26 protein-coding genes and 1 riboswitch are annotated in these 25443 nt (G+C 59.5%); of the genes, 18 read left to right on the top strand and 8 right to left on the bottom strand.

Features of this window, described 5'->3' with window-relative positions; all coding sequences use genetic code 11:
* Positions 1 to 6: 6 nt before the first annotated feature.
* Both GH659_RS00760 and rsxA read right to left on the bottom strand, forming a co-directional pair.
* Positions 7 to 543 (bottom strand): RnfABCDGE type electron transport complex subunit B, encoded by a 537-nt coding sequence (locus tag GH659_RS00760; RefSeq protein WP_153108807.1) that lies wholly within the window; start codon positions 541 to 543, stop codon positions 7 to 9.
* Between the two features lie 18 nt (positions 544 to 561).
* Entirely contained in the window at positions 562 to 1143 is a 582-nt protein-coding gene (gene rsxA / locus GH659_RS00755) for an electron transport complex subunit RsxA (RefSeq protein WP_153108806.1), read from the bottom strand.
* Positions 1144 to 1492: 349 nt separating this feature from the next.
* Here rsxA and nifL point away from each other — a divergent pair, with 349 nt between their 5' ends.
* From nifL to GH659_RS00735, 4 genes are all read left to right on the top strand, one after another.
* Positions 1493 to 3040: a nitrogen fixation negative regulator NifL gene (gene nifL / locus GH659_RS00750; RefSeq protein ID WP_246167599.1), complete on the top strand. Its 1548-nt coding sequence runs from the start codon at positions 1493 to 1495 to the stop codon at positions 3038 to 3040.
* Between the two features lie 10 nt (positions 3041 to 3050).
* Positions 3051 to 4658 (top strand): nif-specific transcriptional activator NifA, encoded by a 1608-nt coding sequence (nifA, locus tag GH659_RS00745; RefSeq protein WP_153108804.1) that lies wholly within the window; start codon positions 3051 to 3053, stop codon positions 4656 to 4658.
* A gap of 442 nt (positions 4659 to 5100) precedes the next feature.
* Positions 5101 to 6267, top strand: coding sequence for a DUF262 domain-containing protein (locus GH659_RS00740; RefSeq protein WP_211364054.1), 1167 nt, complete (start codon positions 5101 to 5103; stop codon positions 6265 to 6267).
* 5 nt (positions 6268 to 6272) lie between these two features.
* Positions 6273 to 7310, top strand: coding sequence for an MAE_28990/MAE_18760 family HEPN-like nuclease (locus GH659_RS00735; protein WP_153108802.1), 1038 nt, complete (start codon positions 6273 to 6275; stop codon positions 7308 to 7310).
* A gap of 286 nt (positions 7311 to 7596) precedes the next feature.
* Here GH659_RS00735 and GH659_RS00730 read toward each other — a convergent pair whose 3' ends face one another.
* The 4 genes from GH659_RS00730 to GH659_RS00715 all read right to left on the bottom strand — a co-directional run bounded on the left by GH659_RS00730 (position 7597) and on the right by GH659_RS00715 (position 11352).
* Complete coding sequence (locus tag GH659_RS00730; RefSeq protein WP_153108801.1) at positions 7597 to 8583, bottom strand: IS5 family transposase; 987 nt, start codon at positions 8581 to 8583, stop codon at positions 7597 to 7599.
* Positions 8584 to 8890: 307 nt separating this feature from the next.
* Complete coding sequence (locus GH659_RS00725) at positions 8891 to 9664, bottom strand: transporter substrate-binding domain-containing protein (RefSeq protein ID WP_153108800.1); 774 nt, start codon at positions 9662 to 9664, stop codon at positions 8891 to 8893.
* A gap of 85 nt (positions 9665 to 9749) precedes the next feature.
* Positions 9750 to 11159, bottom strand: coding sequence for an amino acid permease (locus GH659_RS00720; protein WP_153108799.1), 1410 nt, complete (start codon positions 11157 to 11159; stop codon positions 9750 to 9752).
* Positions 11160 to 11163: 4 nt separating this feature from the next.
* Positions 11164 to 11352 (bottom strand): hypothetical protein, encoded by a 189-nt coding sequence (locus GH659_RS00715; RefSeq protein WP_153108798.1) that lies wholly within the window; start codon positions 11350 to 11352, stop codon positions 11164 to 11166.
* 159 nt (positions 11353 to 11511) lie between these two features.
* On the opposite strand from GH659_RS00715, the gene GH659_RS00710 reads away from it, so the two are divergent.
* From GH659_RS00710 to GH659_RS00690, 5 genes are all read left to right on the top strand, one after another.
* Positions 11512 to 11760: a hypothetical protein gene (locus GH659_RS00710; RefSeq protein WP_153108797.1), complete on the top strand. Its 249-nt coding sequence runs from the start codon at positions 11512 to 11514 to the stop codon at positions 11758 to 11760.
* A gap of 265 nt (positions 11761 to 12025) precedes the next feature.
* The gene (locus GH659_RS00705) at positions 12026 to 13081 is read left to right on the top strand and encodes an ABC transporter substrate-binding protein (protein ID WP_153108796.1); all 1056 of its coding nucleotides are present in this window, start codon (positions 12026 to 12028) and stop codon (positions 13079 to 13081) included.
* Between the two features lie 10 nt (positions 13082 to 13091).
* A complete protein-coding gene (locus GH659_RS00700) occupies positions 13092 to 13775 on the top strand; it encodes a GTP-binding protein (protein WP_153108795.1) in 684 nt (227 codons plus the stop codon).
* A 183-nt stretch (positions 13776 to 13958) separates the two neighbouring features.
* A complete protein-coding gene (locus GH659_RS00695) occupies positions 13959 to 14969 on the top strand; it encodes an ATP-binding cassette domain-containing protein (protein WP_153108794.1) in 1011 nt (336 codons plus the stop codon).
* Between the two features lie 88 nt (positions 14970 to 15057).
* Positions 15058 to 15285, top strand: a complete 228-nt coding sequence (locus GH659_RS00690; RefSeq protein ID WP_153108793.1) for a hypothetical protein — start codon at positions 15058 to 15060, stop codon at positions 15283 to 15285.
* Positions 15286 to 15334: 49 nt separating this feature from the next.
* Here GH659_RS00690 and GH659_RS00685 read toward each other — a convergent pair whose 3' ends face one another.
* Complete coding sequence (locus GH659_RS00685; protein WP_153108792.1) at positions 15335 to 16669, bottom strand: voltage-gated chloride channel family protein; 1335 nt, start codon at positions 16667 to 16669, stop codon at positions 15335 to 15337.
* Positions 16670 to 16753: 84 nt separating this feature from the next.
* A riboswitch (Fluoride riboswitch) is annotated at positions 16754 to 16816 on the bottom strand.
* Positions 16817 to 17083: 267 nt separating this feature from the next.
* Between GH659_RS00685 and GH659_RS00680 the strand changes: the two genes are divergently transcribed.
* The 3 genes from GH659_RS00680 to GH659_RS00670 all read left to right on the top strand — a co-directional run bounded on the left by GH659_RS00680 (position 17084) and on the right by GH659_RS00670 (position 18882).
* The gene (locus tag GH659_RS00680; protein ID WP_153108791.1) at positions 17084 to 17425 is read left to right on the top strand and encodes a hypothetical protein; all 342 of its coding nucleotides are present in this window, start codon (positions 17084 to 17086) and stop codon (positions 17423 to 17425) included.
* A gap of 117 nt (positions 17426 to 17542) precedes the next feature.
* Positions 17543 to 17896: a hypothetical protein gene (locus GH659_RS00675; protein WP_153108790.1), complete on the top strand. Its 354-nt coding sequence runs from the start codon at positions 17543 to 17545 to the stop codon at positions 17894 to 17896.
* Between the two features lie 161 nt (positions 17897 to 18057).
* Positions 18058 to 18882 (top strand): mechanosensitive ion channel family protein, encoded by an 825-nt coding sequence (locus tag GH659_RS00670; protein ID WP_153108789.1) that lies wholly within the window; start codon positions 18058 to 18060, stop codon positions 18880 to 18882.
* Positions 18883 to 18944: 62 nt separating this feature from the next.
* On the opposite strand, the gene GH659_RS00665 is transcribed toward GH659_RS00670, so the two are convergent.
* The gene (locus tag GH659_RS00665) at positions 18945 to 20432 is read right to left on the bottom strand and encodes a DUF6880 family protein (protein ID WP_343030077.1); all 1488 of its coding nucleotides are present in this window, start codon (positions 20430 to 20432) and stop codon (positions 18945 to 18947) included.
* Positions 20433 to 20566: 134 nt separating this feature from the next.
* On the opposite strand from GH659_RS00665, the gene GH659_RS14840 reads away from it, so the two are divergent.
* From GH659_RS14840 to draG, 6 genes are all read left to right on the top strand, one after another.
* Positions 20567 to 20764, top strand: coding sequence for a hypothetical protein (locus GH659_RS14840; RefSeq protein ID WP_211364053.1), 198 nt, complete (start codon positions 20567 to 20569; stop codon positions 20762 to 20764).
* 113 nt (positions 20765 to 20877) lie between these two features.
* Positions 20878 to 22398, top strand: a complete 1521-nt coding sequence (gene nifB / locus GH659_RS00660; protein WP_246167592.1) for a nitrogenase cofactor biosynthesis protein NifB — start codon at positions 20878 to 20880, stop codon at positions 22396 to 22398.
* 33 nt (positions 22399 to 22431) lie between these two features.
* Positions 22432 to 22710 carry a 4Fe-4S dicluster domain-containing protein gene (locus tag GH659_RS00655; RefSeq protein WP_153108788.1) on the top strand — a complete coding sequence of 93 codons (279 nt, stop codon included), beginning with the start codon at positions 22432 to 22434 and terminating at the stop codon, positions 22708 to 22710.
* A gap of 9 nt (positions 22711 to 22719) precedes the next feature.
* The gene (locus tag GH659_RS00650) at positions 22720 to 23988 is read left to right on the top strand and encodes an FprA family A-type flavoprotein (RefSeq protein ID WP_153108787.1); all 1269 of its coding nucleotides are present in this window, start codon (positions 22720 to 22722) and stop codon (positions 23986 to 23988) included.
* Between the two features lie 25 nt (positions 23989 to 24013).
* A complete protein-coding gene (locus GH659_RS00645; RefSeq protein ID WP_153108786.1) occupies positions 24014 to 24301 on the top strand; it encodes a 2Fe-2S iron-sulfur cluster-binding protein in 288 nt (95 codons plus the stop codon).
* A gap of 29 nt (positions 24302 to 24330) precedes the next feature.
* Complete coding sequence (gene draG / locus GH659_RS00640) at positions 24331 to 25242, top strand: ADP-ribosyl-[dinitrogen reductase] hydrolase (RefSeq protein ID WP_153108785.1); 912 nt, start codon at positions 24331 to 24333, stop codon at positions 25240 to 25242.
* Positions 25243 to 25443: the final 201 nt, after the last annotated feature.

The following is a 25443-nucleotide window of genomic DNA, read 5'->3' as shown; positions in this document are numbered from 1 at the left end:
TTTACCTCAGGCTTCGGCTTCAATCTCGGGTTTCGGCCAGACCCAGTGCTGCAGGGTCACCGGAACCGGGCGGAGCGTGATCGCCTCGGTCGGGCAGCGTTCGACGCAGCTGCCGCAACCGGTGCACGCTTCGCGGATGACGTTGTGAATCTGTTTGGCGGCGCCGACGACGGCGTCGGTCGGGCAGGCTTTCATGCAGCGGCAGCAACCGATGCAGATTTCTTCCTTGACCTGCGCGATTTGCGGACCGCTATCGACGACGTCGCCAAGATCCACGGAAATTCCGAGCTTGGCGGCCAGCGCCGTGGCCAGGGCCTTGCCGCCCGGCGGACAGATGGTGACGGTGGCCGATCCTTCGGCGATCGCCTTGGCTACGGCCGAGCAGCCGGCCATGCCGCACTGGCCGCAGTTCGAGCCGGGCATCATGGCTTCGATTTCATCGGCAAGCGGGTCGCCTTCGACGGCGAATTTGCGGGCGGCGACGCCGAGTCCGCAGCCGAGGATGGCACCCAGGGCGGTCAGGCTAGTAACGGCGGCAAGCATCGTTGTCTCCTTTTCCTGTTATTTGAAGTTGAGGCCGGAAAAGCCCATGAAGGCGAGCGACATCAGGCTGGCCAGAACGAAGGCGATCGGCGCTCCGGTAAAGACAGCCGGTACCCGCGCCAGTGACAGACGTTCGCGCATGCCGGCGAACATGACCATGGCCAAGGTGAAGCCCAACGCCGATCCGAAGTCGTAAATCACGGTGGTGACGAAGCTGTGTTTTTCCTGAATGTTGATCAGCGCCAGACCGAGCACCGCGCAGTTGGTGGCGATCAGCGGCAGGTAGATGCCGAGCATCTGGTACAGGCTCGGCGCCATCTTGTGCACCACCATCTCGGTGAATTGCACGACGGCGGCAATCACGAGAATGAAGGTCAGCAGGCGCAGGTAGCCAAGACCGAGCGGCGCCAGCAGCCAGTGTTCGATGTTCCAGCACACGGAGGCGGCCAGCACGATGACGAACGTGGTGGCGAGCCCCATGCCGAGGGCGCTGTCGATACGCTTGGAAACGCCCATGAACGGGCAGAGGCCAAGGAACTTGACCATCACCACGTTGTTGACGAGGGCCGTTGTGATCAGCAGGAAAAAGTATTCGCTCATGTCAGTGTTCCAGGGGGAAGTCACTGTCGCCCTATCACGATCCGTGCCAGTGGCCTTGTCCGGCGGCGGGCAGAGGGCCGTCCAAAAACGTGCGACGACGGAAAAACCTGCACCGCATCGGGGTTTTGCGGGGGTTGGAGCCGTCGGCTGCGCGTACGGCCAACGGCGGAAGGCGGCCTGATTTCGCGGCCGTTATCGGGCGTGCCGTATGTCGCAATCCCTACACTTTGCGAGAAACGCGACAGCGTCAGGCGTGCGGCGGGCGAAAAACCGGCGGCCTCGCATCGCCGCTCATCCGGGCCTTGGCTTGAAAATTGCTGTTAGCCAGGCATCAGGAAAGGGAGCCAACGTGGAAATTCAACTGCACACCCCGCATGACGCCAAGCCGGCCATCGCGCCGGAAGTGTTCCAGCAAGCGGTCGAACAGGCGGATATCGCCATCTCCATCACCGACGCCGACGCCAACATTCTCTATGTCAATCCGGCATTCACCCGCGTGACTGGCTATGCGCCGGACGACGTGATCGGCGCCAATTCGTCGGTGCTCTCGCACAAGGCGACGCCGGAGGAGATTTACAAGCAGATGTGGGCGCAACTGCATGCCGGGCACGCGTGGAGCGGCCGCCTCGTGAACCGGCGCAAGGACGGCGCCAAGTATTTGGCCGATCTGCTGATTACGCCGGTGGCCGATGCCGACGGCGGTGTGACCCGCTTTCTCGGCATCCACCGCGACATCACGACGCTGCACGAACTCGAATGCGAGGTGATCGGCCAGAAAGCGCTGATCGAGTCGGTCGTCGATTCGGCACCGGTCGTGCTGGCGCTGCTCGATGCCGAGGAAAAGGTCGTGCTCGACAACCACGAGTACAAGAAGCTGATGATCGACCTGCATGTCGCCGATCCGGCGGCGCAGATTCTGGCCGCCATACGTGCGAACGATGGCTCCTATACCAGCCTGCCGGGGCGCGGCCGCTACGCCTTCAACGACCGCGAAGTGCGCATCGACACGCCGGGCGGCGCGCCGCGCTGGTTCTCCTGTTCCGGCATCTGGGTGCAGCGCAACGACAGCGATCCCGACCGTTTTTTCGATCAGCGCAATGCGTTGTATCTGCTGCTGGTCGCCAAGGAAACGACGCGCCAGAAAATGGAGCAGGAAAAAACGCGCCTCGCGCTGCTGCAGGCGATGATGGCCGAGGAATCGCGCGTCGACGGCCTGCGCGAAATCCTCACCGCCGCCGTGTTCAAGATCGAAGGGCCGCTCAACATCATGGCCTCGGTGCTGGCGACGATGGAGCGGCGGAGTGGGAATAATGGACATTCCGGCAGCCCCTCGCCCGCGGCGGGCGTTCTGGCCGAAGCCATGCACGCCGGGCGCGAAGCGGTGGAAAGCCTGCGCAGCGCGATTCCCGGGCATCTGGCCGAATCGCGCACGTCGGTCAATGTCAATGAAGCCATCCGCGACGTGCTCGATCTCACCACGATGCGCATGCTCTCGGCCGGCGTGACCGTGCAATGGCGGCCGCAAGCCGTGCTGCCGAGCGTCAACGCCTATCCGAACCGCGTGCGGATGATGTTCAAGGCCATCGTCGATAACGCCATCGACGCCATGAATACCAAGGGCTGGCGCCAGCGCGACCTGTTCGTGACGACGCGCGCCACCGGAACCAATGGCGACAGCGTCGAAGTGGTGATCGAGGACAGCGGCCCCGGCATCCCGCCGGAACTCCGGCTCAAGGTCTTCGAGCCCTTCTTCTCGACGCGCAAGGCCGGCGGCCAGCATCTCGGCACCGGGCTGTCATCGGCCCAGCAGGTCGCCGCCGATCACAACGGCGTCATCGAACTCGACGAAACGAGCCGCGGCGGCTGCCGCGTCCGCATCACGCTTCCGGCGCAGTAAAGATAAAAACATGGCCATGATGAGTGCTAGCAACAATTTGAATCTCAGCGTCCTGCGCCGGGTCGAGCTGGAAACGCTCTACCGTGTCGGCGACATCCTTTCGCGTTCGCTTGATTTCCGGCGGACCTCGAAGGAAATCCTGCGCGCGCTCGACGAGCAGGCCGGCATGAGCCGCAGCATGGTGACGGTGCTCGATCCGGAGACGGGCGACCTCGTCGCCAACGCCGTCAATGGCATCGACGACGGCGAACTGGCGTCGGTGCGCTACCAGTCGGGCGAAGGTCTGCTCGGCCTGATCCTTGAAGAGAAGCGCACCATCGCCGTTGCCCGCACCGGCGACGACCTGCGCTTTCTCAACCGCGTCGGTATCTACGACCGGCGGCTGCCGTTCATCGCCGCGCCGATCAGCCTCGGCGGAACGCTGCAGGGCGTGCTTGCCGTGCAGCCGAACACGCCCGACGACGGCATGCTCGAAGAGCGCACCCGCTTCGTCGAAATGGTCGCCAGCCTGATCGGGCAGAGCGTGCGCCTGTCGCTCGAAATCGAAAAGGAAAAGAAAACCATCGCCGAAGAGCGCGACACCCTGCGCCGCACCGTGCGCCACCAGTACGGCTTCGACAACATCGTCGGCCGCTCGATGGCCATGCGCCGCGTCTTCGATCAGGTGCGCATGGTGTCGAAGTGGAACACGACCGTGCTGCTGCGCGGCGAAACCGGTACCGGCAAGGAGTTGATCGCCAACGCCATCCACTACCATTCGCCGCGCTCCAGCGCGCCGTACGTCCGGCTCAACTGCGCCTCGTTGCCGGAAAACCTGCTCGAATCCGAACTCTTCGGCCACGAGAAGGGCGCCTTCACCGGCGCCATTGCCGCCCGGCGCGGCCGCTTCGAAGCGGCCAATGGCGGCACGCTCTTCCTCGACGAAATCGGCGAAATCTCGCCGGCCTTCCAGGCCAAGTTGTTGCGCGTTCTGCAGGAGGGCGAGCTCGAACGCGTCGGCGGCTCGGCGACGATCAAGGTCGACGTGCGCGTGATTGCCGCTACCCACCGCGACCTCGAAGCGGCGGTCGACGCCGGCGAATTCCGCGAGGATTTGTACTACCGCCTGAACGTCATGCCGATCGTGCTGCCAGCCCTGCGCGACCGGCTGGAGGATGTGTCCGATCTCGCCAATTTCATGGTCGGCCGCATCGGCAAGGCGCAGGGGCGGCGCCTCACGCTGACCGAAGGCGCGCTGCGCAAATTGTCGCAGTACGCGTGGCCGGGCAACGTACGCGAACTGGAGAACTGCCTGGAGCGTGCCTCCGTCATGTCGGAAACGGGCAACATCGAAGCCGAACTGGTCCTGATCGACCGGCATCGCGACCACGGTGCGCCGAGTGGTGTCCCCTCGCCGCTGCCGTATGCCGCCCCGCGTGCGCCGTCGGCGCCGCCCGTGCGGTCACCCGTTCCAACGGAGCCCGCCGACGACATCGAACTCGACGAACGCGAGCGTGTTATCGCCGCCCTCGAACAAGCCGGCTGGGTCCAGGCCCGCGCCGCCCGCCTCCTCGGCATGACCCCCCGCCAGATCGCCTACCGCATCCAGACGCTGGATATCGAGGTGAAGAAGCTGTAGCCGATACCATGAAAAAGCCCGCCGTGAAGGCGGGCCCGTTCTGGACGGCTTTGCCGGTGTTAAATCGCGCCGTCGTGATCAGCAGTTCAAGCTTACGATCCTTCAAGCGGCTGCTTTCTGCGCGGATGAATTCGTGCATTCGCGCCAAAACTGTCGTTCGGATGGCGTCGTGGATTTTGCCGGCAGTGAGACATGGGAAGGTGACGAAGATCGGTAGCCTGTAGTTGCTTAAGAAAAATTGGTTTCAGACAATCCGGATGGTGGAGGTGTTACCTTGAAAATCTAAGCATTTCAGGGCAGGATGGTAAGGAATTTGCATATTGGCAACCTCCGGAAGATATCGCTGAATATCCTCCCTCGGAACGGATGCTGAAAGCATGAACTGGCGCCGGTAATCTGAAAGGAAGTAATAATGGTAAAACACTCCCCGACTGAGAGAGTAATGTGGAGAAACGTTTCACTGGAATCAAGGGATCCGGTTACCGATGACGAAATCAATCTTAAATATGGTCGGCGTGAGCTTAGAATTGTCACTGAAACTAATAGGGAGCAATTGCCAAATTTTGTTTCGGCCATAAAGCGGGAAGGATGGCTAAAGCTGCAGCCGTTCTACCAGCGTCGTCAGCGATGGGATGACAAAAGGAAATCCAAGCTCATTGAGTCTTTTATCATGAACATTCCGGTGCCGCCGTGTTTTTTATATGAATCGGATTTGGCTCGTTATGAGGTAATGGACGGACAACAGCGCATCTCGGCTATTTTTGACTTCTACGAGAACAAGTTCAAACTAAAAGGCTTGGAACAGTGGCCAGAGTTGAATGGGAAAATATATTCCAAATTGCCCTCCGAGATTAAGAAAGGTTTAGATCGAAGGTCTATCTCGTATATCGTTTTATTAAAGGAGTCGGCAACGTCTAAAGATGAAGAAATGTTGCTCCGGCAGCAGGTTTTCGAAAGACTAAATACAGGCGGTGTAGAACTCGAAAATCAAGAAGTTCGTCACTGTATTTACCACAATGAATTTGACCGGTTGTTAATCAAACTGTCGCGGCACGATTTAATGAGGTCTGTTTGGGGGCTGCAAAGATTTAGTGAACAAGAAATTGAAAACCCGCCAGACACTTTGCTGAAAAACCCCCACTTTAGCAAAATGCGAGATGTGGAGTTTGTACTCCGATTTTTCGCACTCAGGCATGTTGAATATTATCGTGGCGGAATGCAGAGTTTCTTGAATCAGTACATGGTCCGTAGCCGAAACTTCAATAGCGATGATATATCGTTTCTTGAAATTCTGTTTATTAATACGATCGTCTTGGCTAACCAGATATTTGGAGACAAGTTGTTCCGCCCTTGGATTCAGAAATCTGGCGACTGGGCGACGAAGCCCCAGATTGCGTATGCTGACGCTATTATGGTTAGTCTGAGTGAATTGCAGGACCAAGCCGATGTTCTAACCGCAAGGCGAGAAATTATAGCTTCTAAGGCAAAACAGCTGATCGAGACAGCCAATCCAGGCACATTTACAGGCCAAGGGAATACAAAAGATTCCATCCAAAATAGAATTAGTCTTTTCCGTGACTTATTCTCCTCGGTAATTCGCGGGGAATAATATTAATGTTTGACAACGTTCTTGCTCGTCTAGACAAAGAAATAGATGCATTAACGGCCGTTGTTCAGTGGCATGATTCAATTCGAACGTTGATCTATGGCAACTTACCTGATGAGCCCTTTCGAATCGATCCGGCTTCATTAGAGCTTCTTAAGCAGTTGGCGCCGGTTAAGTTGGATTGGCAGCTGTTTGACCACTATGCAGCAGTTACACGAATTTACGCTGTTTTTGAACAGTGCATAGCCGAATTGGTTGAAGAGTATGTTGGGTACTTGCCGCGGATTTATTCCGGATATATTGATCTTTGTCAGGACTTGAGAACCAGCCACCGAATTGGTATCGGACATGTTCTCATGAAGTGGAGCACTACCCAACCTATCTACGGAAAGCTGACGGAAGACCAAATTGCGTGTGGATTGGTCGACGGTCTACGTGGGAATGCATATAGGCTGCTTCCCGAAGCATTTCTTACTGATTCAGACAATTATCGCCCAGACACTTTAAATAGAGTCTTTAAGAAGATTGGTTTTGACTCAGCCTTCTCGTGGGTAAATCAAAGCGAAGATATAAATGAATTTTGCCTTAATGAACTTGGCGGTCAGTATAATCCAGAGACCTATCTTGCCGAGTTTGTTAAGCACAGGAATGATACAGCGCATGGTGACGTCGGCACTGTGGCTGCCGCGGGTGAGATTAAAAGATACAGCGAGTTCTCTCGTCTGGTAGCTAAGTCATTGGGTGATCTGCTACGTTCTACTCTTATAAAAGACAGTGTTCGTTGTAATTTGTCGTCGATTTTTGGAACAATTAAGAAGCGGTTTACCGGAAATATTTATGGTGTCGTTGCTTCTGCGGAGCAATCCGTATCAGTTGGGGATACGATATATGTTGGCAAAAAGCGCCTCTACAAAGCAAAAATAATAGGACTTAGAGTGGTGGCGGATTCGTTCGATTCACTGGTCCTGGCGGAAGCTATGGAATTTGGCCTTCAATTAGACATTCCCGTCCCAAATGAGTCCGCCCTATATATTTGCTCACTGTAATATCTAAGGCCAGCTCTAGGAACACACTGATCTGCCGTCAGCAGTTGAACGGCAGTTGACTGTCGCATTACCGCCTAAATCTAGCCACTGGGCCAAGGTCAGCTTTGTCCAATCACTGTGAATTGACCACACGGCAAGTTTCAGAGCGGAGGGAAGCGCTGAACAACACGCCAAATTTTTCGCAAGTATCGTTGTTGGGAATTTTTTTCGGTTTTTCCCGAAAAAAATTGTCGTTTTTAGCCGTTCCCCGACCTTGAAAAGCCCGTTTTACGGGCTTTTCCTGTTTTCAGGATGCACCTCCCCCGTCAAGAGCAAAGAGTTTCCGTTTGGCGATCAGCAGATTGGCGATGCCGAACAGGGTAAAGAGTTGCGCCGTGTTCTTCATGAGTCCCCGGTAACGGGTCTTCTTCATCCCCAGGCGGTTCTTGAGGATGTGGAACGGGTGTTCCACCTTGGCTCGAACCTTGGCCTTGAGCTTTTCGATGGCTTCGTCGATCCGGCCGATTTCATCGTCCGGCAGGGCGCGCCGCTTGCCCGGGCGCATGGCCACATGCCAGTTGATCTGGCAATCCTTGTTTTCTTCGCGCTTTTCGACACCCTGGTATCCGGCGTCGCCAAACACGCTTTTCTCTTCGCCGTGCAACAGATTTCCGGCCTGAGTGACGTCATGGTCGTTGGCGGGCGTAGTGACGACGGTGTGGATGATCCCGGAGGCGGCGTCGACGCCGATGTGCGCTTTCATGCCGAAATGCCATTGGTTGCCTTTCTTGGTCTGGTGCATTTCCGGGTCGCGCTTCCCTTCCTTGTTCTTGGTCGAGGAGGGGGCGGCGATCAGGGTGGCATCGATGATCGTGCCTTCCTTGAGGATCAGGCCTTTCTCGGTTAGATGGGTGTTGATCGCGGCGAAAAGGCCTTCGGTGAGGCGGTGCTTCTCCAGCAGATGGCGGAAGTTCAGCAGCGTGGTGGCGTCCGGGGCTTTTTCGCGCGCCAGATCCATGCCGACAAAGTCACGGATCGCCTGGCTGTCGTACAGGGCGTCTTCCGTGCCTTCGTCCGAGAGAGCGAAGCATTGCTGGACCAGGTACATTCGAAGCAGGCGTTCCAGCGGAATTGGCGGCCGCCCTGTCTTGCCCCCTTTGGTGTAGTGCGGGGCAATGACGTCAATGAGCTTTTGCCACGGAACCACGCGTTCGATTTCGCTCAGGAACCGCTCCCGACGCGTTACCCGCTTTTTCCCCGAAAACTCCCCTTCCGAAAAACTGATCTGTTTCATCTCTCAACATCCGAAATCACTTCCCCTATTTTCTCAGACTGGCTCTTTCGTTGATGCAAAATGACAGGAGTTTTTCAGTACGTCCCAAGGTTGTCTGTGGCCGAGCGCCTTCTGTGGATCACTCGGCTGGTTTCAGAGTGAACCAGACACCTGAACTACTGCTCAAGAGGAAGGGCAAAGGACGGCAGTTGGCCGACCGCAGACAAGTTCTGCCTCATAACCATCGGGGGGCAAGTGCCCGATTGATATGGTCAAGTCTCGATGAAATTGACCGGTCAACTGGGGAGTGGTTTGCCGTGGGTGCTACTCAGCGCACCCACTGCGCAACGATCTTGTCGTATTCGCCCGTGGCCTTGGCCAGGTGCAGCCACTGGTCGATCCAGGCTTTGAAGACGCTATCGCCACGCGGCAGCAGCCAGGCCATTTCGCCGTACTGGAGCGGCTTCTCGGGATTGACCGCGCAGAGGCCGGGGCGCAGTTTCTGTTGCACGATCGTTTCGACCGATTCCGAGATCATCAGGTCGGCGTTGCCCTTGAGAATTTCGTCGAAGATCGTCGTGTTGTCATTGAAGATGACGATCTTGGCCTGTTTGAAATTGGCGCGGGCAAAACGCTCGTTGCTGCCGCCAGGATTCTCGACCACCGTCACGTTCGGCTTGTCGATGTCGGCAATGCTCTGGAAGCGCGCCACGTTTTCACAGCGGGTAATCGGCGCCTTGCCATTGACCATGTAAGGCGCGGTGAAAAAGGCGCTCTTCTGGCGTTCCAGCGTGACCGAAATGCCGCCGATGGCGATATCGCATTTTTCCTGGAAATCCTTCATCAGGGTAGGCCAGCTTGTTTTGACCATCTCGACCTGGGCGCCCAGAGCCTTGGCGGCCGATTGAACGAGGTCGATGTCCAGTCCTTCGAAGGTGCCATCCGTTCGCGCCAGGCTGAACGGGCGATAGTCGCCGGGTGAGCAGACGCGCAGTTTTTGCGTCTTGATGACAGTATCCAGGCGCGAAGCCGGAGTCTCCTGCGCCATCGACAATGGCGAGAAAAGCAGGCTGGTGGCGGTAACGATCCAGGCGAGTTTCATGGTTTTTCCTTTCAGGTTAAGTCAGGCCGGTCAGACGGATCAGGAAAGATAGCGGTTGGGACGGTGATTGATGGCGATGGTGTCATCACTGCTCATCCTCGGCGTAGGCGGGGGTCAAGAGCGTGGGTTCAGTGGCATCCAGCGTATTGCGACGCTGCTTGAACCAGAAGCCGAGGGCCAGCACGGCCAGCCAGACCGGGATCAGGGTGACCGACAGGCGCATGTCCGGCACCTGCCACATCACCGCCAGAATGCCGGCCATGAAGACCAGACAGATGTAATTGCTATATGGCTGCCCCCAGCTGCGGTAGCGCGGCGTCTGGCGACGTTCCTGCAGCGCTTTGCGGAACATCAGATGGGTCGCGCTGATCATGGCCCAGTTGATGATTAGCGCCGCGACGACCAGCGCCATTAGCAGCTCAAAGGCTTTTCCTGGCATCAGGAAATTGATCAGAACGCAAAGCCCGGTCGCTGCCGCCGAGACGCCGAGCGCCAGCAGCGGGATGCCGCGCTTATTGACGCGCGCCAGCACGGCCGGAGCATTGCCCTGCGCGGCCAGCCCGAGCAGCATGCGGCTGTTGCAATAGACGCAACTGTTATAGACCGACAGCGCCGCCGTCAGCACGACAAAATTGAGCAGATTGGCGACGATCTGGCTGTCGAGCGCGTGGAAAATCATCACGAAGGGGCTGCCGCCTTCCTGCACCTTGTCCCACGGATAGAGCGAAAGCAGGATGGCCAGTGCGCCGACGTAGAAGATCAGGATGCGGTAGATCACCTGATTCGTCGCTTTCGGAATGCTCACCTCGGGATTGTCGGCCTCGGCGGCCGTGATGCCGACGAGTTCGAGCCCGCCGAACGAGAACATGATGATCGCCATGGCCATGACCAGCCCGCTCACCCCATGCGGGAAAAAGCCGCCGAGTTGCCACAGATTGGCAACGCTGGCCTGTGGCCCGGCCTGGCCGCTCAACAGCAGGAAAAGACCGAAAACGATCATGCTGACGATCGCCAGCACCTTGATGATCGAAAACCAGAATTCCATCTCGCCGAAGAGTTTGACGTGCAGCATATTGATGGCGTTGATCAACAGGTAGAACGCCAGCGCGGAGGCCCAGGTCGGCACGCCGGGAAACCAGAATTGCACATAAATGCCGACCGCCGTCAGTTCGGCCATGCTGACCAGTACGTACAGCACCCAGTAATTCCAGCCCGAAGCAAATCCCGCCAGACTGCCCCAGTATTTGTTCGCAAAATGGCTGAATGAACCGGCGACAGGCTCCTCGACCACCATCTCGCCAAGCTGGCGCATGATGAAGAAGGCAATCAGGCCGGCCACTGCATAACCGAGAAGAACGGACGGCCCCGCCAGCTTGATGGTCTGCGCCACACCGAGAAAGAGCCCGGTGCCGATGGCACCGCCCAGCGCGATGAGTTGAATGTGGCGATTGCGCAGGCCGCGCGTGAGTCCTTGGGAGGAAGGATTGGCATTCATGGTTTCAACGTCTCTCCGGGGATCTGAAAGCAGTTAGGGGAACACGGATTGGTTTCGGCAACAAAAGTGCCAGTTTCTTGCCGACCAGCGGGTTCTTGTCCTCCGACTTGGCTTCGAGTACGAGCAGCGGTTTGCCGGTTTCGTCGAGCAGTTTGTTGATCTTGATGCGGGCTTTGGCTTCCTTGGCGGCCATGGGGGGCTTTCCGTAATGGCGGGTGAGAGCGAAGCCTTGAATTATCCCTGCATCGTGCGCGCTGCGATGGGATTTTGTTCGGACGCGGCTGCAATGAATCTGCAACATCGATGCAAGAGAATCGCCGGCGCAGTTCAACCCATCAAGGAGATTTGTTTCATGCGTTCCCTGTTCATCCTTACCGCCGCCGTTCTCGCGCTGACGGCCTGCGCTTCCCAATCGACCGCTCCTGCAAAACCCGCCGAAGCGGCGAAACCGGCTGTGGCCGCCAAAGTCCCGCAATGCTATTCCGGCGATCACGGCAAGTTCTTCAACGTGGGCGAGAAGGCTACCCTCGCGGGCGTCGACGTCGTTTGCGAAAAGACGAGCGACGGCAAGTCGGGCCAGTGGATGGGAAAAAAGCACTAAGCCGCGCCGCCTCGTCGCGCCGTTTGCGACAGCGAATGTTTCAAAGCTGACATTCGTTCTGGCCTCTGGATAAAAGCGTTTCACCACCAAGTCACCAAGGGCACAAAGTTTCACCAAGAAAAACAGAGCGTTGGAATGTTTTCTTGGTGCCACCTTGGTGTTCTTGGTGACTTGGTGGTTTGCTTTTTATTGGCCTGTCACCTGAAAAGCGACCTTGGCATCGAACTTGCACGGTTCCGGAATCTGCCTTTTTCCGGAGCTTTCCGTGAGCGTTCAATCCGACATTTCGGACAAATCCAACCATTTTCTCGACTTTCTGGCGCAGGTCAGCGCCGAGCCGGTGCCGTTGTTGCGCCCCGATGCGATCAATCTGCACATCAGCGTGCCGTGTCCGCTCAAGGTGCGGCTGAAGGGCGTGCTGGAAAGTTTCGTCGCCGAGTACAACGCGACGCACGACGTGCCGCTCCACAGCCCGACGCTGCTCGAAGGCGAGCCGCATTCGGTGGAGGACGACATGGCCGTCGCGGAGACGCTCAACGACGTGCCGGACGTTTGGCTGACCAACAACTACCACGCGCTGTTCACGCAGCCGTTCAAGTCGCGCTTCATCGATTCCGGTCTCTACGTCGGCCTGACGCGACCGGAATGGGCGGACTTGCTTTCGCCGGAATTCCGCGCCGTTGGAGAAAAGCACAACCTCGGCTTCCTTGGCTTCGGCTCGTGGGGCATGGTGATGGACGAAAGCGTCGAATCGTCGAGCCCGGTGCCGACGACCTGGAACGACCTCGTCAAACCCTGCTACGCCGGCGAAATCGGCATGCATGGGTGCAGCGGCCATGTCTCCGGCACGGCGCTGCTGATGGTGTTGCGCACGCGGCTGGGCGAGGGCGCGCCGCGCCAGTTCGCCGCCAATATTCGCTACCTCAAGCATTTTTCGCAGATCATCAAGAGCATGGATTCGAGCGACCCGGAGCGCGCCCGCTTCGTGCTCATGCCGAGCGCGGCGATCCGCCAGATTCCGAGCCGCAAGCGCGTCGTCGAGGTGAAGCTGAGCGACGGCCCGATCCTGACGCCGATGCTGCTCTTCGTGAAGCACGACCAGCTCGACGCCTGCCGCGACGTGCTGCCGTTCTTCTGGGGCGAGTCGCTGCGCGACGTGCTGGCCAAGGGCGATATCCACACCGTCGATGCGATGGACTGGTCGCAGCCGTATTCGATGGCCGACATGGATACGCTGGCGTCGAGTGATTTCAACGAATTGTCGAACGTGCTCGATGCCGAGTTTCAGGCGGGTTTGCCGGCCAGCGTAAGGAAAGGTTGAGGATTCGCGGATGAAGCTGATCACCGTCTCCGGCCCGCCGTCGTCCGGCAAGACGTCGGTGCTGGCCAACGTCATCCGCGTGCTGCACGGCGAGGGGCGCCAGGTCGGCGTCGTCAAGTTCGACTGCCTTGCCACCGATGACGACGAACGCTACGCCGCGCTCGACGTGCCGGTACGGGTGGGGCTGTCGGGCAATCTGTGTCCGGACCACTACTTCGTCAGCAACATCGACGACTGCGTGCGCTGGGGCGTCGGCGAGGGGTTCGACCTGCTGATTTCCGAGAGCGCCGGCCTGTGCAACCGCTGCTCGCCGCACATCCGCGGCGTGCTGGCGATCTGCGTGATCGACAACCTGATGGGCATCAACACGCCGAAGAAGGTCGGGCCGATGCTCAAGATGGCCGACATCGTCGTCATCACCAAGGGCGACATCGTCTCGCAAGCCGAGCGCGAAGTGTTCGCCTTCAAGGTGCGGCAGGCCAACAGCAAGGCGCGCATCCTGCACGTGAACGGCATCACCGGGCAGGGCGCCTACGAGCTGACGACACTGCTCAACGACGCGGCCGACGTGCCGACGCTGGAAGGCGGCGCGCTACGCTTCACGCTACCGGCCGCCCTCTGTTCCTACTGCCTCGGCGAGACGCGCATCGGCGACGACTTCCAGGAAGGCAACATCCGCAAGATCAAGGTGTGACGATGAAAAAGCAAACCGCATTCGACGCAGAGAACGCAGAGAAAAACCGAGAAAAGGCAGAGAAGACGCAAGCCCAGCGCACAAGTACGCACTCCACGCGCCTTGCAACTCAATGCTTTTCTCTGCGCCCTCTGTATCTCCGCGATCTCTGCGTTGAAAGCGGTTCAAACTGAGGTTTTTCAGATGAACGATTCGTCGACTACAGCCCCCCCTTGGTGGCAGCGGCCTCTGACCGAACTGCTGACCGCGTATCCCTTGCTGAAAATGCAGCTTGCCGATTTCGGCATCGAACCGCCGCCGGATGGTTCGGTGACGCTGGCAGCTTATATGGCGCAACTGCCCAGCGATCACTTTGAGCATGTCGGCATCGGCCCGGAACAACTGCTGCACCACATCGACCGGCTGCTGCATCCACCGGTCCGGCATTCACCGCTCAAGGTCGAGTGCCTGACCGTCATCGGCGGGCGCAACAAGACCGGCGAGCCGGAAAATTGCGAACTCACGCTCCACCCCGGCAGCATCACCAGCATCGTCGGCCCGACCGGCTCGGGCAAAAGCCGCCTGCTCGCCGACATCGAATGGATGGCGCAGGGCGACACACCGACCGGCCGGCGCATCCTGATCAACGGTGCCGCACCCGACCCGGAGTTGCGCTTTGCGCTGGAGCACAAGCTCGTCGCCCAGCTCTCGCAGAACATGAACTTCGTCATGGACCTCGCGGCCGGCGACTTCATCCGCATGCACGCCGAAAGCCGGCAGATCGACAGCGAAACGATCGTTGACGACATCATCCTGCAGGCCAACCGGCTGGCCGGCGAGTCGTTCAGTGCGACAACGCCCGTTACGGCGCTGTCCGGCGGCCAGTCGCGGGCGCTGATGATCGCCGACACCGCCTTCCTTTCCGCCTCGCCGGTGGTGCTGATCGACGAAGTGGAAAACGCCGGCATCGACCGCAAGAAGGCGCTGCAGCTCCTCGTGCGGCAGGAAAAGATCGTCCTCATGGCCACGCACGACCCGATTCTGGCGCTGATGGCCGAGCAGCGGCTCATCATCCGCAACGGCGGCATCGCCAGCATTCTGGCGACCAGTCAGGAGGAGCGAGACCACCTCGCCGAACTCGAAGCCATCGATGCGCGGGTCCAGCAACTGCGCAACCAGCTCCGGCGCGGCGAGCGCGTGATCCCCGTGCAATAACGCTCGTTTCGCTTCTTTCACTTCTCACCGCCAAGGTGTGCCTTTATCATCCCGAGTCCTTCCCTTTGCGGCTTTTGTTGGTGAATCGATGATTACCCGAATCAACGAATCCGAGGCGAGCGCGCTGTCGGCGGCCGATGTGGCGCGCTATCTGGAGGCGACCGGCAAGCTCAACGTTGTCTATAGAAGCCGTTCGATTCTTGAGATAGGCAATGTGCCGATACCGCGTCAGACAAGGGGGCGGGTGACTTGGACGGCTACAAGGTCGTCCTCAAATACTACGAGCCGCTCGGTTGCGGCGACTGCTTCTACATGACGTCTGCTCGATGCTGTCGGCGCGGTATGCGCGGCGGGCCGACATTCGCTCATGATTGCTCATCCGCTTTGTCTTCCGTTGCGCCAGGCTGGCTCGCCTTGGTCTGGAGTTGCTTGCGATAGGCGGGCAGTTCTCCCAGCTTCATCCCCTCGGGCGCGTGCTTGTGCTTTCCTTGACCAAAGCGTTGCGACCGGTAGATGCCGGTGTGGCCGGAAAACAGGTAACTGATGACGCAGGCGATGCCGGCATAGACGCCGATTTCGGCGCCGAACAGTTCGATGGCCATCAGTGTCGAGGCGATCGGCGTGTTGGCGGCGCCGGCGAAGACGGCGACGAAACCTATGCCGGCCAAGAGCGGGAACGGCATGTTGAGCAGAGGGGCAAGGGCATTGCCCAGCGTGGCGCCGATGTAAAACAACGGTGTGACTTCGCCGCCCTTGAATCCGACGCCCAGTGAAAATACGGTAAAGACCATCTTGCCGAGAAAGTCGTAAGCCGGCAGCGGCTTTTGAAAGGCTTCCACGATGACAGGCACGCCGAGGCCGATGTAACGGTCCACGGCAAAACACATGATGACGATGGCCAGAATTGCGCCGCCGAGCAAGGGGCGGAACGGCGCGTAGCTGATCGTCTTCTTGACCCATCCGCTGAGTGCGTGTGTGGCGTCGGCGAATGCCTTGCCGGCCAGGCCGAAGACCATGCCGGCGAGGACTGTGGCGCCAAGTCCCCAGGCCGTAACAGGCGGAATCGCGGGGATGATGTAGTGGGTGTGATGCACGCCCCAGAAAGCGCAGACCTGGTCAGCCACGATGGCCGCTACCGTGCAGGCGAGCAGGGCGTCGTAGCGCAACCGTCCGATGGCCAATACCTCCAGCCCCCAGACGGCGCCCGCGAGCGGGGTGCCGAAGACCGAAGCGAAGCCGGCGCTGATGCCGGCCATCAGGATGATGCGGCGGTCTTCGTGCTTCAGCTTGAAAAGATGGGTGAGCTGATCGGCCAGTGCGCCGCCCATTTGAACGGCGGTTCCCTCGCGTCCGACCGAGGCGCCGAACAGGTGGGAAATCACTGTGCCACCGAGCACCAGCGGTGCCATGCGGAGGGGAATCACTTTCTTCGGATCGTGAATTTCGTCGATGAGCAGATTGTTGCCTGCTTCGACCTGCTGGCCGAATTTCAGGTACAGCCAGCCGACGAAAAACCCGGCGAACGGCAGCAGCCAGATGAGCCAGCGGTGGGTGTTACGGGTTTCAGTCGCCCAGTCGAGCGATAGGAGGAAGAAGGCGGATGCCGAGCCGGCCAGCGCGGCAACGGCCATCGACAACAAAATCCATTTGCCAAGGTAAGGCAGCAGATCGATCTGTTCGGGGCGCTTGGAGGATTTCATGCGTGTCCATCGGGTTTGTTGAATGAATCTGGACACGCAGAGAAGAAATGGACGAGCGTCTACATTCTCCCGATGGGGCCAGGGAACTATGTAGGCATCATCAGCCCGAAGGGCGGTTAAAGGAGGAATGCCATCTCCGGTGGCGGATTTTAACAGCTTATGTCACTGAGGCAGCCGTAGCGTGGCGATGAGCAGGGCAATCGCACGAAACAAGGCGAACAACCAAAAATCACCACAGAGTCGCCGACTTGCGGTTCTTGTATTTCTTCTTCGTGGCGCTATTCTTGAGCTGTGGTGACATAGACGCCACATGTTGCAAAGGCAACACCTTTGTTCCGGCGTGCCCCCATGTTTTCCGGCCTTGCTCTTGTGGAATCGGCCTATCGCCAGTGCTCACGAATAAGGAGGTTTCGTATGTCCAAGCTACTTGTCGTCGTACTCTCCAGCTTGTTTGTCACCGCGACCGCTTTCGCCCAAGCGCCCGCCGCCTCGACAAAACCAGCTCCCGCCGCAACGGTATCCGCGCCTATGGCATCCGATTGTGAAGCCAGGGCCATTGGGAAAAATGGCAAGCCTCTGACTGGGGCCGCCAAAATGTCATTTATGAAGAAATGTGAAAATGAGGCCCGGGGTGGTGCGGCCTCCGGGGCAAATTGCGAAGCAAAAGCTGTCGGTAAAGATGGGAAACCTCTGACCGGCGCAGCCAAAGCCTCCTTCATCAAGAAGTGTCAGGCCGATGCAAAGGGCACCAAGTAACCCCCGCACGCAAGACGATGTCGTCGTATTGCACGGTCGGCATCGTCATCGCACTCCCGGTATGAATGCTGCGCAGTCCCAAACAATTCCGATTTGTCAGAATGGAGATGCCATCTCATGAGAATTCTTTCCCGAACCCTGCTCGCCACCATGATCTGTCTGCCGTTTATCGTTGCCTGCGGCAAAAAGGAAGAACCCGCGGTAGCCGCCCCGACGGCGGCAGAGTCTGCCGCAAAAGAAGCGGCTGAAGCGATCAAAGCGGCCGGCGAAGCCAGCAAGGAAGCGGCACTAAAGACCGGCGAGGCCGTGACTGAAGCGGGCAAAGAAGCCGCGGAAAAAGTCGGCGAAGTCGCCAACACAGCGGTCGACAAAACCAAGGAGGCTGCCGACAAGGCGGCTACCGAAGCGAAAAACGCCGCCGAAGAGGCGATGAAGAAGGCCAACGAGGCCACCGCTCCGGAAAAAAAATAAGCGAGGTATGAAAATTGGTTCATCGCGCTTTTTCCGGCAAAGCGCGATGAACCAAATTATTGGTGTGACTGTGTTGTCCGCAAATTTTCCGGCCAATCGAATTGCATTGACCCAGCAGCATTTGCCCATCACAAGATAACAAGCGCAAAGGAGAACAGGCGATGAATGCTCAACAATTCTCGCGTTACCAGGATCTGGCGATTCAATATGCGAGCGATTTCGGCGTCAAGATCATTGCGGCGATCCTTTTCTGGGTCATCGGCCGCTGGTTGATCGGCTTTGCGGTCAGACTGGTTCGCAACTCGCTGGAAAAACAAAAGGTCGATCCCACCGTATTGCGCTATCTGGGGTCAATCATCACGGTCACTTTGAACGTGCTGCTGGTGATTGGCATCCTCGGTTATTTCGGCATCCAGACCACCACGTTTGCCGCGCTGATTGCTGCCGCAGGCGTCGCCATCGGTTTGGCGTGGTCGGGGTTGCTGGCCAATTTTGCGGCGGGCGCGTTTATGGTCGTACTGCGTCCCATCAAGGTTGGTGATTTTGTGACCATTGGCGGTATTACCGGCACCGTGACCGAACTTGGCTTGTTCACGACAACGATCAACACGCCAGACAATGTGCAAACCATCATCGGAAACAACAAGATTTTCTCGGATACCATCCAGAACTACTCCAGCAACCCTTTCCGCCGGGTTGATCTGAAAGCGCAATTGTCCGGTGCCGCCGATCACCAAACGGCCATGCAGTTGCTACGCGACAAAGTGGCCACTATCCCGAATGTGCTGGCGGAACCCGTTGTCGATGTCGCCATACTGGAGTTCAATCTCGTGGGGCCCGTTCTGGTCGTTCGCCCTTATTGCCACAACGATCACTACTGGCAGGTCTATTTCGACACGAATCGCATGATCAAAGAGTCTCTGGCCGGAGCCGGCTTCCCCGCCCCGATGCCTGCACAGAACATCATCGTGACTCAGTCTTCATGACTTTCTTGGAGGGCGTCGCGAAACAGGGCTACGCGACGCCCTCCGAAGTTCTGCCGCCTCGCCTACAACACCGAAAGCGCCTTGATGAAATTACGTTTAGCCTTGTATTCAAGGCGGATGCGGGCGAGTTCCGCGGCGAATTCAGTCGTTTTGCCTTGTTGTCCGCGCAGTTTGCCGATTGACTGGACCAGTCGGAATGCCTGTTCGTAGCGGGCGTTGCGCGTGCCTTCCTCGATGGCCATTGGCAGCATCTTGAAATAGAGGGCGATGGCGTCGTCCGGGTGGGTTTTGCCGCGCATGGCGGCGCAGCGTTCCCAAAGGTTTTTGCTGGTTCGTCCGCCCTTGAGCGTCGCCCACATTGCTTCGCCGTTGCCCTCGGTGAGATGGATTTCGACGAGGGTGTTGCGGGTACAGGGTGACCAGACGCTCGGCTTTTCCCCTGAGGATTCTTCGGCGGCGACGCGGGCTTCGAGGAACGCCAGCGCTTTTTGGCGCATATCGTCGTGGCGACCGATGTGTGTTGCGGTCTTGAGCAGCAAGGCGAACGCCTCCTGGTTGGGGCGGTGTTCGAAGCGTTGCCAGGCCAGTCGTTCGACGTCGTCGGCGTTGCCGCGTCGCAGGTGTTCGTCGATGCAGAAGGTGAGTAGATCGTCGGTGCGGTTGTTCTCCGGAAAAGCGGCGATGCCGTCGTTGGCCCAGGTCAGGGCTTCGTCGAAGCGCTGGTGTTCGGCGAGCAGTTGGGCAATTTCGAGATGCTGCATGGGCGACGACAGGTCGCGCGATTTGATGGCGACGATGGCGTCGATGTCGCCGCGCTGTTTGGCCAAGGCGGTCAGCGCGGCTTCGAGACGATTGCGGCGCGAGTTCCACGATTTATTGGCGTCTTTGGCCGTGAGGATCGGTAGTTCGTCGTATTCCGCTTCAATCAGTTCCTGGTAGCGCGCCAGCCCCTGCGCACCGAGCGCCGATTCGTAGGCCGGCAGGATGGTATGGAAAGTGTCCCAGTCTCCCTCCATCTGGTAGTGGAACAACCGCTCGGCCAGGTCGACCGGGTCCGGGTGGAGGCGGGTACAGGCGAGTTGATGAACCTCCCGCAGCCCTTGGATAGCGGGATACACGTCGCCATTCGAGTCGTCGATGTGTTCGAGGGCCGATTCTGCCTGGGTGATGGCCTGTTCGATCAGTTCGACGAGTTGGGCGTCGCTGCTGTCGATGCGTTTTTCGAGCATCGTGGCCAAGTCGTTGAGGCGTTCTTCGTACTTCCATGCCTCGTCCCAGGCGAGGAAACCCTCGATTTTCGTGGCTTGGTTGATGAGTCCGCTCAGGTCGGCAATGCCTCGGCTGTCGCGGCCCTTGGCGGCAAACAGCAGGCGGTCGCGCAGATTCCGGTCGCGGTCCGCTGCATCAATCAGAACCTCGCGCAATTCGCTTTCGGAGAGCGTTTCGAGGTAGTCGCGGAGCGTGTCGGCCTTGGTGGCGCGTTTTTTCTTCGGTTTTTCCGGCTCGCCGTCGTGGAAGACTTCCTCGCCGCTGTTTTCGAGCCAGGCCAGCGCCAGCGCGACGGCGTGTTTGCAGAACTCACCGTCCTGTCCGACCGGGCAGGTGCAGTCGTAATCGAGTTCGTCGTCGCTGGCGGTGAGTTCGACGCGATAGGGGTATGTGCCGTTGAGGTGGCGCTGATTGTGTGGCCATCCTCGTCGATCACGCCGACGGCGCCTTCATGAAAATAGGCCATGCCGCGGGCGAAGGTTTTTTCGTTGGCGAGGGTGCGAACGGTGTCCAGGGAAAAGCGGGCGGTGGTCATGTCGGTAGGTTGCTGCGGGCGATGGATGGGCTGTCGTTTTTATCACAGGTCGTCGCGTTGTCATTGTCTTGTTCGTAACGCGACAAACGCCTGTTGATAATAGTTTGTTTAAAAACAAGGCATTGTTTCTTGTCGTTGGTGTGGCACAGCCATTGCTCCTAGAAGGTCGAACAGACTTCGCGGAGAACGACGTGAGCCTTCAAACGACAGAACAAACGGTTTCGCCGGCCTTTGCCCCTGCAGGCGGCGGATGCGGCGCGGGCAGTTGCGGGTCGACGGCCTCGCAGATGAACGGCTTGTCCGACGAGGTGCGTGCCAAAGTGCAGGACCATCCCTGCTATTCGGAAGACGCACACCACTACTTTGCGCGCATGCATGCGGCCGTGGCGCCGGCATGCAACATTCAGTGCAACTACTGCAATCGCAAATACGATTGCGCCAACGAGTCGCGTCCCGGCGTCGTGTCGGAAGTGCTGACGCCCGAGCAGGCGGTGAAAAAGACGCTGGCCGTGGCCGCGCACATCCCGCAAATGTCGGTGCTCGGCATCGCCGGCCCGGGCGATCCTCTGGCCAACCCGCAGCGCACTTTCGCCACCTTCCGCCAGCTGGCCGAGAAGGCGCCGGACATCAAGCTCTGCGTGTCGACGAACGGTCTGGCGCTGCCCGAGTGCGTGGACGAACTCGCCAGGCACAACATCGAGCACGTGACGATCACCATCAATTGTGTCGATCCCGACATCGGCGCCAAGATTTATCCGTGGATCTTCTGGAAGAACCAGCGCGTGCGTGGCCGCGAGGCGGCGGCGATCCTCATCGAGCAGCAGCAGAAGGGCCTGGAGATGCTGGTGGCGCGCGGCATTCTGGTCAAGGTCAATTCGGTGATGATCCCCGGCGTCAACGACGAGCATCTCAAGGAAGTCTCGCGCATCGTCAAGGCCAAGGGCGCCTTCCTGCATAACGTGATGCCGCTGATCGCCGAGCCCGAACATGGCACCTTCTTCGGTCTCATGGGCCAGCGCAGCCCGACGGCTGATGAGCTGAAAGCCTTGCAGGATGCCTGCGAAGGCAACATGAACATGATGCGCCACTGCCGCCAGTGCCGGGCCGACGCGGTCGGCATGCTCGGCGAGGACCGCGGCGCCGAATTCACCATGGAGAAGGTCGAAGCCATGGAAATTGACCACGAAGCCGCGTTGGCGCGCCGGCAGGCGTTCCGCGAAAAGGCGAATGCCGAACTCGAAGCGAAACGGGCGCGGGCGCACGCGCCGGCACCAACGACGCAGGTGGTTACCTTTCACCGTCCGGCACGCAAGCCGCAGGGCCGTCCGGTGCTGATGGCCGTGGCGACCAAGGGCTCCGGCGTGGTGAACGAGCATTTCGGTTACGCGCGCGAATTCCTCGTCTATGAAGCGACCGAAGCGGGCGTCAAGCTGATCGGCCATCGCAAGACCGACAAGTACTGCGGCGGTAGCGAGACGTGTGGCGACGGTGAGTCGCGTATCGACCGCATCATCCGGGCGCTTGAAGGCTGCGAAGTCGTGCTGTGCTCACGGATCGGCATCGAGCCGTGGGGCGCGCTGGAGGCGGCGGGTATCTGCCCGAACGTCGAACACGCGATGGAGCCGGTCGAAGAAGCGGTGATGGCCGTCTGGCGCAGCCTGCTGGAGGCCGGCAAGCTGGGCGGCGTAGGGCAAGGCGAACGGCGGGCGTGAGTCCCGACAGGGAAATTGTGGAGAAAACAGGTCATGGCCCTTGAGATTATCGACAGTTGCGTGAATTGCTCGGCGTGCGAGCCGCTTTGCCCGAGCAAGGCGATTTTTGCGGCCAAGCCGCATTATTTGATTGACGCCGACAAGTGCAACGAGTGCGCCGGCGAGTTCGACGACCCACAGTGCGCGTCGATCTGTCCGGTCGAGGGCGCTATCCTCAACTCGGCTGGCGAGGAAATGAACCCTCCCGGCTCGCTGACCGGCATCCCGCCCGAGCGCTGGGCAGCAGTGCAGGCCGAAATCTCGGCGCGTTAGGAGCGGACGATGAACAGGCCGGGCGTTGCTCAGAGCGAAGGTGCCGTCGAAATTGCGCCGGGCGTGCATTGGATCGGCGTGCGCGATCCCGACTTGCGCACCTTCGACATCATCCTGAAAACGGCCAACGGGACGACCTACAACGCCTACGCCGTGCGCGGCAACGACGGCGTGGCGATCATCGATACGGTCAAGGCCAACTTCGCCGACGATTTTTTCCGGCGCATCGAATCGATTGCCCGTTACGACGAAATCCGGGCCATTGTGCTCAACCACATGGAGCCCGACCATTCCGGTTCGCTGCCGGAGCTGCTCAAGCGCGCGCCGCAGGCGAAGCTGTACATTTCCGGCCGCGGTCGCCCGATGCTGAAAGGCTTGCTGCACGGCGACCGGCTCGAATTCACCGCCGTGCATACGGGTGACTCGGTCGATCTGGGCGGGCGCACGTTGCGCTTCTTCCAGACGCCGTTCCTGCACTGGCCGGACACGATGTGCACCTGGCTGGCCGACGAAGGCATCCTGTTCTCCGGCGACGCCTTCGGCTGCCACTATTGCGATGCGCGCCTGTTCAACGACGCGGTCGGCGATTTCCGCTTCTCGTTCGATTACTACTACGCGCACATCATGCGGCCGTTCCGCGCGCATGTGCTCGAAGCGCTCGAACAGATCGAGGCGCTGCCGGTGCGGATCGTCGCGCCGTCGCACGGCCCGGTCTTGCGCGACCGGCCGCAACGCTACCTGCAGCGCTACCGCGAGTTGTCGTCGCCCGCGCTTGGAAAAGAGACGGGTGAGTTGAAGACGCTGCTCGTCTTTTACATTTCCGCCTACGGCAGCACCCGCGCCATGGCCGAGGAAATCGCGGCCGGTGCCGAAGAAGCCGGCGGCGTGCTCGTTTCGCTGTACGACATCGAGGGCGGTGAAGTGGCGCCGTTCGTCGATCTGATCGAGGAGGCCGACGCGCTTGTCGTCGGTAGTCCGACGATCAACGGCGATGCGGTCAAACCGGTATGGGATTTGCTCTCGTCGTTGGCCACCATCCAGGTGCGTAGCAAGATGGGCGGCGCCTTCGGTTCCTATGGCTGGACCGGCGAAGCAGTCGGCATGATCGAGGACCGCCTGCGCGGCCTGAAGCTGCGCGTGCCGATGAAAGGCGTGCGGGCGCGGCTGATCCCGACCGAGGTGGAGCTCGCCGAGTGTCGCTCCTTCGGCCGCGACCTGGCCTTGCACCTGACCGGCCAGATGGAAAACCAGATTATCGATATGGCCACACTGGCCTGAACGGAAAAGAGAAAGGACTCAATCCATGCCCAAGGCAAACGTAACTTTCGCCGACGTCAATGTGACCGTATCCGTGCCGGCCGGCACGCGCCTGATCGAGGTCTCCGAGAAGGTCGGCGCCGGCATCACCTACGGCTGTCGTGAAGGCGAGTGCTGCACCTGCCTGACGAAAGTGATCAGCGGCCACGAGAATCTCGGTGCGCCGTCGGCGCTGGAGGATCAGGTGCTCAAGGACAACATGGCGCCGCGCCATCACCGGCTGGCGTGCCAGGCGCAAGTGCTCAAGGGCGAGGTGGTCGTCATCCCGGCCTGATGGCGTCCGGCCATTTACATCGATAAGGCATGAGTGTGAATTCTTCGCTCACGGAACTGACCTCCCGCGCCGAAGCCGCCTACCTTGGCTTGGCCATCGGCGACGCGCTCGGCGCCACGGTCGAGTTCATGACGCCGCACGAGATTGCGGCCAAGTACGGCGAGCATCGCGACATCTGCGGTGGCGGCTGGCTCAATCTCAAGCCGGGGAAAGTGACCGACGACACGACGATGTCGCTGGCGCTGGGCGCGGCGATTCTGTCTGACGGTGGCGAGGTCGTGCCGCTTTCCTGCGCCCATGCCTTCGACGGCTGGATGCGCAGCAAGCCGGTCGATATCGGCAACACCGTGCGGCGCAACCTGATTTCCTTCCGGCGTACGGGCAATCCGGAGGCCGCGCCGTCCGAATACGATGCCGGCAACGGTGCCGCGATGCGCGTCCTGCCGGTTGCGCTGGCGACGCTTGGGAAATCGCCCGAGGTCGTCCGGCAGGCGGTGCGCGCGCAGGCGCATGCGACGCACAACAACCCGGTGTCCGACGGCGCCTGCGACTTTCTCACCTTCGCGGTGCAGGATTTTTTACTCGGCCTTCCGTTGCGCTCGGTTTATCGCCAACGCATCGAGCCGTTGCTGCAGGCATTCCCCGAGTTTTCCTACCGCAGCAAACGGCAGGAAAACCCGAGCGGCTGGATCGTCCACACCCTGCACGTCGTCCTGCAGGGACTGGTCGATACCGATACCTTCGAGCACTACCTGATCGACGTGACCAACCGCGGCGGCGATGCCGATACCACCGGCGCCATCGCCGGCATGCTCGGCGGCGCGCTCTACGGCTACGACGCCATCCCCAAGCGCTGGCTGAAAGCGCTCGAACCGGCGACCTGCAAGGCGTGTCGGGCGCAGGCGCGCGAACTTGTTGCCCTTGCGTGTGCCAGAGGATAGAAAAAAGCGAACCACCAAGTCACCAAGGGCACCAAGATCGCACCAAGAAAAGAAACAAGACAGGCAACAGCCTTTCGAGGGTTTTCTTGGTGAAACTTTGTGTTCTTGGTGCCTTGGTGGTGAATACGTCTTTGTCTTGCCAAGCGCAAAAGCGATCAGAAAACACACGGCTGTTGGGCAAGTGGCATAATCGGCAAGCCG

Source organism: Propionivibrio limicola, assembly GCF_009469695.1.
In the GTDB taxonomy this organism is placed as follows: Bacteria; Pseudomonadota; Gammaproteobacteria; order Burkholderiales; family Rhodocyclaceae; genus Propionivibrio; species Propionivibrio limicola.
The sequence above is the reverse complement of the archived record's forward strand: the minus strand, read 5'-3'. Positions and strand labels throughout refer to the sequence as shown.

What these genes read in the sequence shown, in the direction of transcription:
- GH659_RS00760 (WP_153108807.1), bottom strand. Translation starts at nt 543, where the DNA reads ATGCTTGCCGCCGTTACTAGCCTGACCGCCCTGGGTGCCATCCTCGGC.
- rsxA (WP_153108806.1), bottom strand. Translation starts at nt 1,143, where the DNA reads ATGAGCGAATACTTTTTCCTGCTGATCACAACGGCCCTCGTCAACAAC.
- nifA (WP_153108804.1), top strand. Translation starts at nt 3,051, where the DNA reads ATGGCCATGATGAGTGCTAGCAACAATTTGAATCTCAGCGTCCTGCGC.
- GH659_RS00740 (WP_211364054.1), top strand. Translation starts at nt 5,101, where the DNA reads ATGTGGAGAAACGTTTCACTGGAATCAAGGGATCCGGTTACCGATGAC.
- GH659_RS00735 (WP_153108802.1), top strand. Translation starts at nt 6,273, where the DNA reads ATGTTTGACAACGTTCTTGCTCGTCTAGACAAAGAAATAGATGCATTA.
- GH659_RS00730 (WP_153108801.1), bottom strand. Translation starts at nt 8,583, where the DNA reads ATGAAACAGATCAGTTTTTCGGAAGGGGAGTTTTCGGGGAAAAAGCGG.
- GH659_RS00725 (WP_153108800.1), bottom strand. Translation starts at nt 9,664, where the DNA reads ATGAAACTCGCCTGGATCGTTACCGCCACCAGCCTGCTTTTCTCGCCA.
- GH659_RS00720 (WP_153108799.1), bottom strand. Translation starts at nt 11,159, where the DNA reads ATGAATGCCAATCCTTCCTCCCAAGGACTCACGCGCGGCCTGCGCAAT.
- GH659_RS00715 (WP_153108798.1), bottom strand. Translation starts at nt 11,352, where the DNA reads ATGGCCGCCAAGGAAGCCAAAGCCCGCATCAAGATCAACAAACTGCTC.
- GH659_RS00710 (WP_153108797.1), top strand. Translation starts at nt 11,512, where the DNA reads ATGCGTTCCCTGTTCATCCTTACCGCCGCCGTTCTCGCGCTGACGGCC.
- GH659_RS00700 (WP_153108795.1), top strand. Translation starts at nt 13,092, where the DNA reads ATGAAGCTGATCACCGTCTCCGGCCCGCCGTCGTCCGGCAAGACGTCG.
- GH659_RS00695 (WP_153108794.1), top strand. Translation starts at nt 13,959, where the DNA reads ATGAACGATTCGTCGACTACAGCCCCCCCTTGGTGGCAGCGGCCTCTG.
- GH659_RS00690 (WP_153108793.1), top strand. Translation starts at nt 15,058, where the DNA reads ATGATTACCCGAATCAACGAATCCGAGGCGAGCGCGCTGTCGGCGGCC.
- GH659_RS00685 (WP_153108792.1), bottom strand. Translation starts at nt 16,669, where the DNA reads ATGAAATCCTCCAAGCGCCCCGAACAGATCGATCTGCTGCCTTACCTT.
- GH659_RS00680 (WP_153108791.1), top strand. Translation starts at nt 17,084, where the DNA reads ATGTCCAAGCTACTTGTCGTCGTACTCTCCAGCTTGTTTGTCACCGCG.
- GH659_RS00675 (WP_153108790.1), top strand. Translation starts at nt 17,543, where the DNA reads ATGAGAATTCTTTCCCGAACCCTGCTCGCCACCATGATCTGTCTGCCG.
- GH659_RS00670 (WP_153108789.1), top strand. Translation starts at nt 18,058, where the DNA reads ATGAATGCTCAACAATTCTCGCGTTACCAGGATCTGGCGATTCAATAT.
- GH659_RS00655 (WP_153108788.1), top strand. Translation starts at nt 22,432, where the DNA reads ATGGCCCTTGAGATTATCGACAGTTGCGTGAATTGCTCGGCGTGCGAG.
- GH659_RS00650 (WP_153108787.1), top strand. Translation starts at nt 22,720, where the DNA reads ATGAACAGGCCGGGCGTTGCTCAGAGCGAAGGTGCCGTCGAAATTGCG.
- GH659_RS00645 (WP_153108786.1), top strand. Translation starts at nt 24,014, where the DNA reads ATGCCCAAGGCAAACGTAACTTTCGCCGACGTCAATGTGACCGTATCC.
- draG (WP_153108785.1), top strand. Translation starts at nt 24,331, where the DNA reads ATGAGTGTGAATTCTTCGCTCACGGAACTGACCTCCCGCGCCGAAGCC.